The organism is Methylobacterium sp. Gmos1, assembly GCF_053764715.1.
The window spans coordinates 58,500-64,520 of the sequence record NZ_JBSNCC010000027.1 but is presented as its reverse complement, the minus strand read 5'-3'; the positions used below and the strand labels follow the sequence as shown (position 1 = coordinate 64,520).

Here is a 6,021-nt window from a genome sequence, read left to right as displayed (position 1 = left end):
GACGCCGCGGTATCCGCGGCGTCGGACGATGCGACAGTATCGGCCAGCGTGTGCGTCCATGATCGTCCGTCCCCGACCCGGCGCCCTCGCGATCCTGTTCGCGTGGCGCGGGTCGATCCTGCCGCAGGTCGCCCCGCAGGTGATCGCCCTCACGGCTGTGGCCTGCCTGGTGGTGGCGACGGAGCAGGGCTGGGCCCGCGCGATCCCGCTCAATGCCGGGATCGGGCCGTTCACGCTGATCGGCCTTGCCCTGTCGATCTTCCTCAGCTTCCGCAACAACGCCTGCTACGACCGCTGGTGGGAGGCCCGGAAGGTGTGGGGCGCCCTGATCGTCGAGGCCCGCGGCCTCGCCCGGCTGCTCGGCGCGCTGCTGCCGGGGGACGGGAACGAGGACTTGCGCCGGCGCTGCCTCGAGCGCCTCGCGGGCTTTTCCCACGCGCTCCATGCCCGCCTGCGCGGGCGCGACGCGGCCGAGGCGGCCGCTCCCTTCCTGCCGGAGGCCGAGCGCGGGCGGCTCGCGGCCTGCGCCAGCCCGGCGGACGCGGCTTTGTCGGCGCTCGCCGCCGACCTCGCGGCGGCCATGCGGCAGGGGAACTTCAGCGACGTGTCGTTCGGCCTGTTCGAGCAGAAGCTCGCCGGGCTGTCGGGGGTGCAGGCGGCCTGCGAGCGCATCCAGGGCACGCCGTTGCCGTTCGCCTACACGCTGCTTCTCTACCGCACCGCCTGGCTCTACTGCCTGCTGCTGCCGTTCGGCCTCGCCGCCTCGCTCGGCTGGGGCACGCCGGTGGCGACGGCCCTCGTCGCCTACACCTTCTTCGGCCTCGACGCGCTCGGCGACGAACTGGAGGAGCCGTTCGGCTCGGCCGCCAACGACCTGCCCCTCGACGCGCTCCTGCGCACCGTCGACGGCGTGGTGCAGGACGCGCTCGGCGCGCCGGTGCCGCCGCCGCTGGTGCCCGAGCGCTACTGGCTGCGCTGAAGGGCGGGAGCCTACTGCCCCGGCACGGTGAGGACGAGCGGCCCGTTGCGGGTCGCCACCACCGTATGCTCGTACTGGACCGTCAGCGCCCTGGGGCGGCTGTAGAGGGTCCAGGGATCGTCGTCGGCATTCTCGGCGAAGTCGGCGCCGAGCGACAGGAACGGCTCGACGGTGAAGACCAGCCCCTCGGCCATGATCCGGCGCTCGGAGGCGTCGGGCCAGGTCGCGATCTCGGTCGGCTCCTCGTGCAGGGAGGCGCCGACGCCGTGGCTCGCGAGGTTGCGCACCAGGGTGTAGCCGTTCTTCTTGGCGAAGGCGCCGACCGCCCGGCCGATGCCGGCGAGCGGCTTGCCGGCCCCGACCTGGCGCAGGCCGGTCCACATCGCCCGTCGCCCGTCGCGGCACAGCCGCTCGACCGCGCGGGTCACCGGCGGCACCGCGAAGGAGGCGCCGGTATCGGAGAACCAGCCGTCCTTCTCGGCCGAGACGTCGATGTTGACGAGGTCGCCCGGCGCGATCCGGCGCTCGCCCGGGATGCCGTGCGCGACCTCCTCGTTGACGCTGATGCAGGTCGCGCCGGGAAAGCCGTAGACCATCTCGGGCGCCGGCCGGGCGCCCGCCCGCTCCAGGAAGTCTCGCCCGATCCGGTCGAGTTCGAGGGTGGTCATGCCGGGCTCGATTCCCCGCCCCATCGCCTCCAGCGCCTCGGCGACGATGCGCCCGATCCGGCGCAGGCCCTCCAGCTCGTCGTCGCTCGACACGGTCATCTCGTCGTTCCTCGCGCGGCCGGACGGCCCTGGCGGGCGCTTGTGCCATCGCGGCGGGGTCCCGGCCAAGCGTCAGGTGCCGGTGAGCGCCCGCGTCAGGTCGCTGCCCGCATCGGTCAGATCCTCGATGACGCTGAAGTGATGCCGATCCGCGATCTCGAACGCCCGCGTCTCGACCCCGAGCCCGTGCCAGACCGTCGGCAGCAGCAGGTTCTGGCGCCGGAACTCCGGCAGCTCGTCGCTCCCTGCGACGGCGATCAGCCGGGCGCCCGGGCGCGGCTCGCGCAAGGCGGGGCTCTCGGCCCTGGCCTCGGCGGGATCGAGGTGCAGCACCTCGTTCATCCCCGTGCCGAGGAGCGGGCGCAGGTCGTGGACGCCGCTGATCGAGACGACCCGCGCGATGCGCTCGGCACATGCGAGGGCGACGTCGGTGCACAGCATCCGGCTGACGAGGTGGCCGCCGGCGGAGTGGCCCGCGAGGTGGATCGGCCCCGCGACCTCGGCGCTCGCGCGGTCGAGGAAGGCGGCGATCTCGGCGGTGATGCCGGCGATGCGCGCCTCCGGGCAGAGCGTGTAGCTCGGCAGCGCGACGGCGAGGCCGTGGGCGAGGGGCCCCGCGGCGAGGTGAGACCAGACCGAGCGGTCGAAGGCCTTCCAGTAGCCGCCATGGACGAACACCGCGAGGCCCCGCGGCGCGCCGTCCGGCAGGAACAGGTCGTAGGCGTGGCGCGGCCCGGCGCCGTAGGGCAGGCCGAGGCGGGCGCGGCCCTGGCCTGAGAGCTGCGCGCGAAAGGCCGCCGCCGCCTCGCTCCAGCGTGCCGGGTACGCCTTGGCATCCGGAATCGCCCCGACATTGTCGTAGGCGCGGTCGATGTCCCCGAGGGGGCCGCCCGTCGTCCAGGATACCGGCTGCATCAGGCTTCGTCCGGCACGATCGCGGTCGCCTCGATCTCGACCAGCGCGCCCGGCTCGACGAGATCGGCGACGCCGACGAGGGCCATGGCGGGGAAGTGCCGGCCCATCACCCGGCGGTAGACCGGGCCGAGTTCGGCGAGCGAGGCGCGGTAGGTGTCGACGCTGCGCACGTACCAGGTGAGCCGCGCGACGTGCTCCGGGCCGGCCCCGGCCTCGGCGAGGACCGCCAGGATGTTACGTAAGGTTTGCTCGACCTGGGGCACGAAGCCCTCGGCCAGCACCTCGTTCTCGTCCCAGCCGATCAGGCCGCCGGTCATCACAACGGTGCCGCGGCCGGCCATGCCGTTGGCGTAGCCCTTCGGCTTCTTCCAGCTCGGTGGCTGGAGGGTGGTCAGGGCGGCTGCATCCGCGTCGGGGCGGAGCGGAATCGGGCTGGCGGTCATGCGGTTTCTCCCTGGACGGATGCGGCCTCCGCCTCGGCCCGCTGGCGCAGGGCGAAGCGTTGCAGCTTGCCGGATTCGGTCTTCGGCAGGGCCGGCACGTAATGCACCGCCCGCGGATACTTGTAGGGCGCGAGATCCTGCTTCACGTGCTCCTGCAACGCCTGCGTCATCGCCGCGTCGCCGGTGAGCCCTGCGTTCAGCACCACGTAGGCGGCGACGATGCGGCCGCGCTCGGGGCAGGGCGCGGCGACGACGCCGCATTCGGCCACCGCCGGATGGGCGAGCAGGCTCGCCTCCACCTCCGGTCCCGCGATGTTGTAGCCGGCCGAGACGATCATGTCGTCGTTGCGGGCCTGGAACCAGAAATAGCCGTCGGCATCCTGGAGGTAGGTGTCGCCGGTGACGTTCCAGCCGTCCTGGACATACGCCGTCTGGCGCTCGTCGGCGAGGTAGCGGCAGCCGATCGGCCCGCGCACCGCGAGGCGCCCCGGCACCCCGGGCGGGCAGGGTCTGCCGGCTTCGTCGATCACCCGCGCCTCGTAGCCCGGCACCGGCCGGCCGGTGGCGCCGGGGCGGATCTCGTCCTCGGGCGAGGCGATGAAGATGTGCAGCATCTCGGTCGCGCCGATGCCGTCCATCAGCTTGAGGCCGGTCGCCTTGTGCCAGGCATGGAAGGTCGGCGCCGGCAGGGTCTCGCCCGCCGAGACGCACTTGCGCAAGCTCGACAGGTCGGCTTGCCCGATCAGCCCGAGCATCGCCCGGTAGGCGGTCGGCGCCGTGAACAGGATCGTGGCGTGGTGGCGGGCGATTGCCCCGGCGAGGTCCGCAGGTCCCGCCTTCTCGAGCAGTACCGCCCGTGCGCCGACCCGGAACGGGAACAGCACCAAGCCCCCGAGGCCGAAGGTGAAGGCAAGCGGCGGCGAGCCGATGAACACGTCGTCTTGCGTCGCCCGCAGGACCTCGCGGGCGTAACAGTCGCAGATCACCAGGAGATCGCGCTGGTAGTGGATCGTCGCCTTCGGCAGGCCGGTGGTGCCGGAGGTGAAGCCGAGGAGGCACGGATCGTCGGCCCGGGTCTCGGGCGGCTCGAAATGGTCGGCGGCGCCGTCGAGAAGGTCGCCGAGTTCGCCCCCGGCGGTGCCGCGCCAGGTGACGACCCGCACCGGATCGGGGCGGTCCGCCGCTGCCTTCGCCATCTCGTCGATCAGCCCGGCATCGCAGAGCGCCAGCGGGATCCGGGCCTTGTCGAGGATCTGGGTGAGTTCCTTCGCCCGCAGCAGCGGCATCGTCGCCACCACGATCCCGCCGGCCTTGATGATCGCCAGATACAGCGCGACCTTGGTCGGGTTGTTGGCCGAGCGCAGCAGCACCCGACCCCCCGGCACCAGCCCGAGCCGGTCGACCAGCACGTTCGCCATCCGGTCGATCTGGCGCTTCAGCTCGGCATAGGTCCAGGTGACGGCCTCGCCGACGAGGGCCACGCGGTCGCCGCGCCCCTCGGCGACGTGGCGGTCGACCAGCTCGACCGTGGCGTTCAGGTGCTCGGGGTAGCCGAGCCGGTCGAGGTTGACGAAGGCCGGCATCCGGTCCGGCGGCGGCAGGTTGTCCCGCACGAAGGTGTCGGGGCGCCGCGCCCAGGGGCTGGCGCCGGGGCGGGGCCCGGCCTCGGCGGGGCGCGGGACCACTGGGGTCTCCGGCACAGCGGCGTCGGGCGCGTGGGTCTTCTGCACGGCGGCCTCCATCGGACACTCCTTCAGGCGAGACCCCGCCGTCAGGCGAGGATCTGGCGGGCGATGACGAGCTTCTGGACCTCGGTGGCGCCCTCGTAGATCCGCAGCGCGCGGATCTCGCGGTAGAGCGTCTCCGGCACCGAGCCGGAACGGACGCCCTCGCCGCCGTGGAGCTGCACCGCCCGGTCGATCACGCCTTGCGCGGCTTCCGTCGCCACCATCTTGGCCATCGCGGCCTCGCGGGTGATGCGGGGCGCGCCCGAATCACGGGTCCAGGCGGCGCGGTAGACGTGGAGCGCCGCGGTATCGATCGCCGTCGCCATCTCGGCGAGGCTGGTCTGGGTCAGCTGCATCGCGGCGAGCGGCGCCCCGAACAGCTTTCGCGATTGGGCGCGGGCCAAGGAGGCGTCGAGGGCGCGGCGGGCGAAGCCGAGGGCCGCAGCGCCGACGGTCGAGCGAAACACGTCGAGCGTCGCCATCGCGACCTTGAACCCGGCCCCGGCCTCGCCGATGCGGTTCTCCGCCGGCACCCGGCACCCCTCGAAGCGCAGCCTTGCGAGCGGGTGGGGGGCGATGGTGTCGAGGCGCTCAGGCGTCGTCAGGCCGGGCGTGTCGGCCGGCACGAGATAGGCCGAGAGGCCGCGCGCGCCGGGCGCCTCGCCGCTGCGGGCGAAGACGACGTAGGTGTCGGCGATGCCGCCGTTCGAGATCCAGGTCTTCTCGCCGTCGAGCCGCACCGTGCCGTCGGGCATCGGTACCGCCGCGAGCGCGATCTGCGCGACGTCCGAGCCCGCCTCCGGCTCGGTCAGCGCGAAGGCGGCGATGCGGCGGCCCGCCCGCACCCCGGGCAACACCGCCTCGCGCTGCGCCGGCGTGCCCGCGAGCGTCAGCGCCCCGGTGCCGAGCCCCTGCATCGCGAAGGCGAAGTCGGCGAGGCCGTCGTGCCGGGCGAAGGTCTCGCGCAGGAGGCACAGGGCGCGGACGTCGAACACGCCATCCTCGGGGGCGGCGTAGCGCAGGAATCCGGCCTCGCCCAGAGCCGAGACGAGGCGCCGGCACGAGCCGTCGACGTCGTGGTGGTCGACGAGGCCCGGCACCGTGCGGGAGGCCCAGTCCTCGGCCTGTGCCGCGAGGTCGCGGTGACGGGGCTCGAAGAACGGCCAGTCGAGGAAGGTCCGGTCCGGCAT

At 73.4% G+C, this 6,021-nt stretch carries 6 protein-coding genes; 1 reads left to right on the top strand and 5 read right to left on the bottom strand.

The window, feature by feature from the left end; translation table 11 throughout:
* Positions 1-58 precede the first annotated feature (58 nt).
* Entirely contained in the window at positions 59-979 is a 921-nt protein-coding gene (locus ACS5PV_RS29805) for a bestrophin family protein (protein WP_455398949.1), read from the top strand.
* An 11-nt stretch (positions 980-990) separates the two neighbouring features.
* Here the strand turns inward: ACS5PV_RS29805 and map are convergent, their stop codons facing one another.
* From map to ACS5PV_RS29780, 5 genes are all read right to left on the bottom strand, one after another.
* On the bottom strand, positions 991-1,746 hold the full coding sequence (gene map / locus ACS5PV_RS29800) for a type I methionyl aminopeptidase (protein WP_455398948.1): 756 nt from the start codon (positions 1,744-1,746) through the stop codon (positions 991-993).
* A gap of 72 nt (positions 1,747-1,818) precedes the next feature.
* Positions 1,819-2,661: an alpha/beta hydrolase gene (locus ACS5PV_RS29795; RefSeq protein ID WP_455398947.1), complete on the bottom strand. Its 843-nt coding sequence runs from the start codon at positions 2,659-2,661 to the stop codon at positions 1,819-1,821.
* Positions 2,661-3,104: a RidA family protein gene (locus ACS5PV_RS29790; protein ID WP_455398946.1), complete on the bottom strand. Its 444-nt coding sequence runs from the start codon at positions 3,102-3,104 to the stop codon at positions 2,661-2,663. Before ACS5PV_RS29790 ends, ACS5PV_RS29795 begins: the two co-directional genes overlap by 1 nt.
* Positions 3,101-4,687 (bottom strand): AMP-binding protein, encoded by a 1,587-nt coding sequence (locus ACS5PV_RS29785; protein ID WP_455398952.1) that lies wholly within the window; start codon positions 4,685-4,687, stop codon positions 3,101-3,103. Before ACS5PV_RS29785 ends, ACS5PV_RS29790 begins: the two co-directional genes overlap by 4 nt.
* A 188-nt stretch (positions 4,688-4,875) precedes the next feature.
* Positions 4,876-6,021: an acyl-CoA dehydrogenase family protein gene (locus ACS5PV_RS29780; RefSeq protein WP_455398945.1), complete on the bottom strand. Its 1,146-nt coding sequence runs from the start codon at positions 6,019-6,021 to the stop codon at positions 4,876-4,878.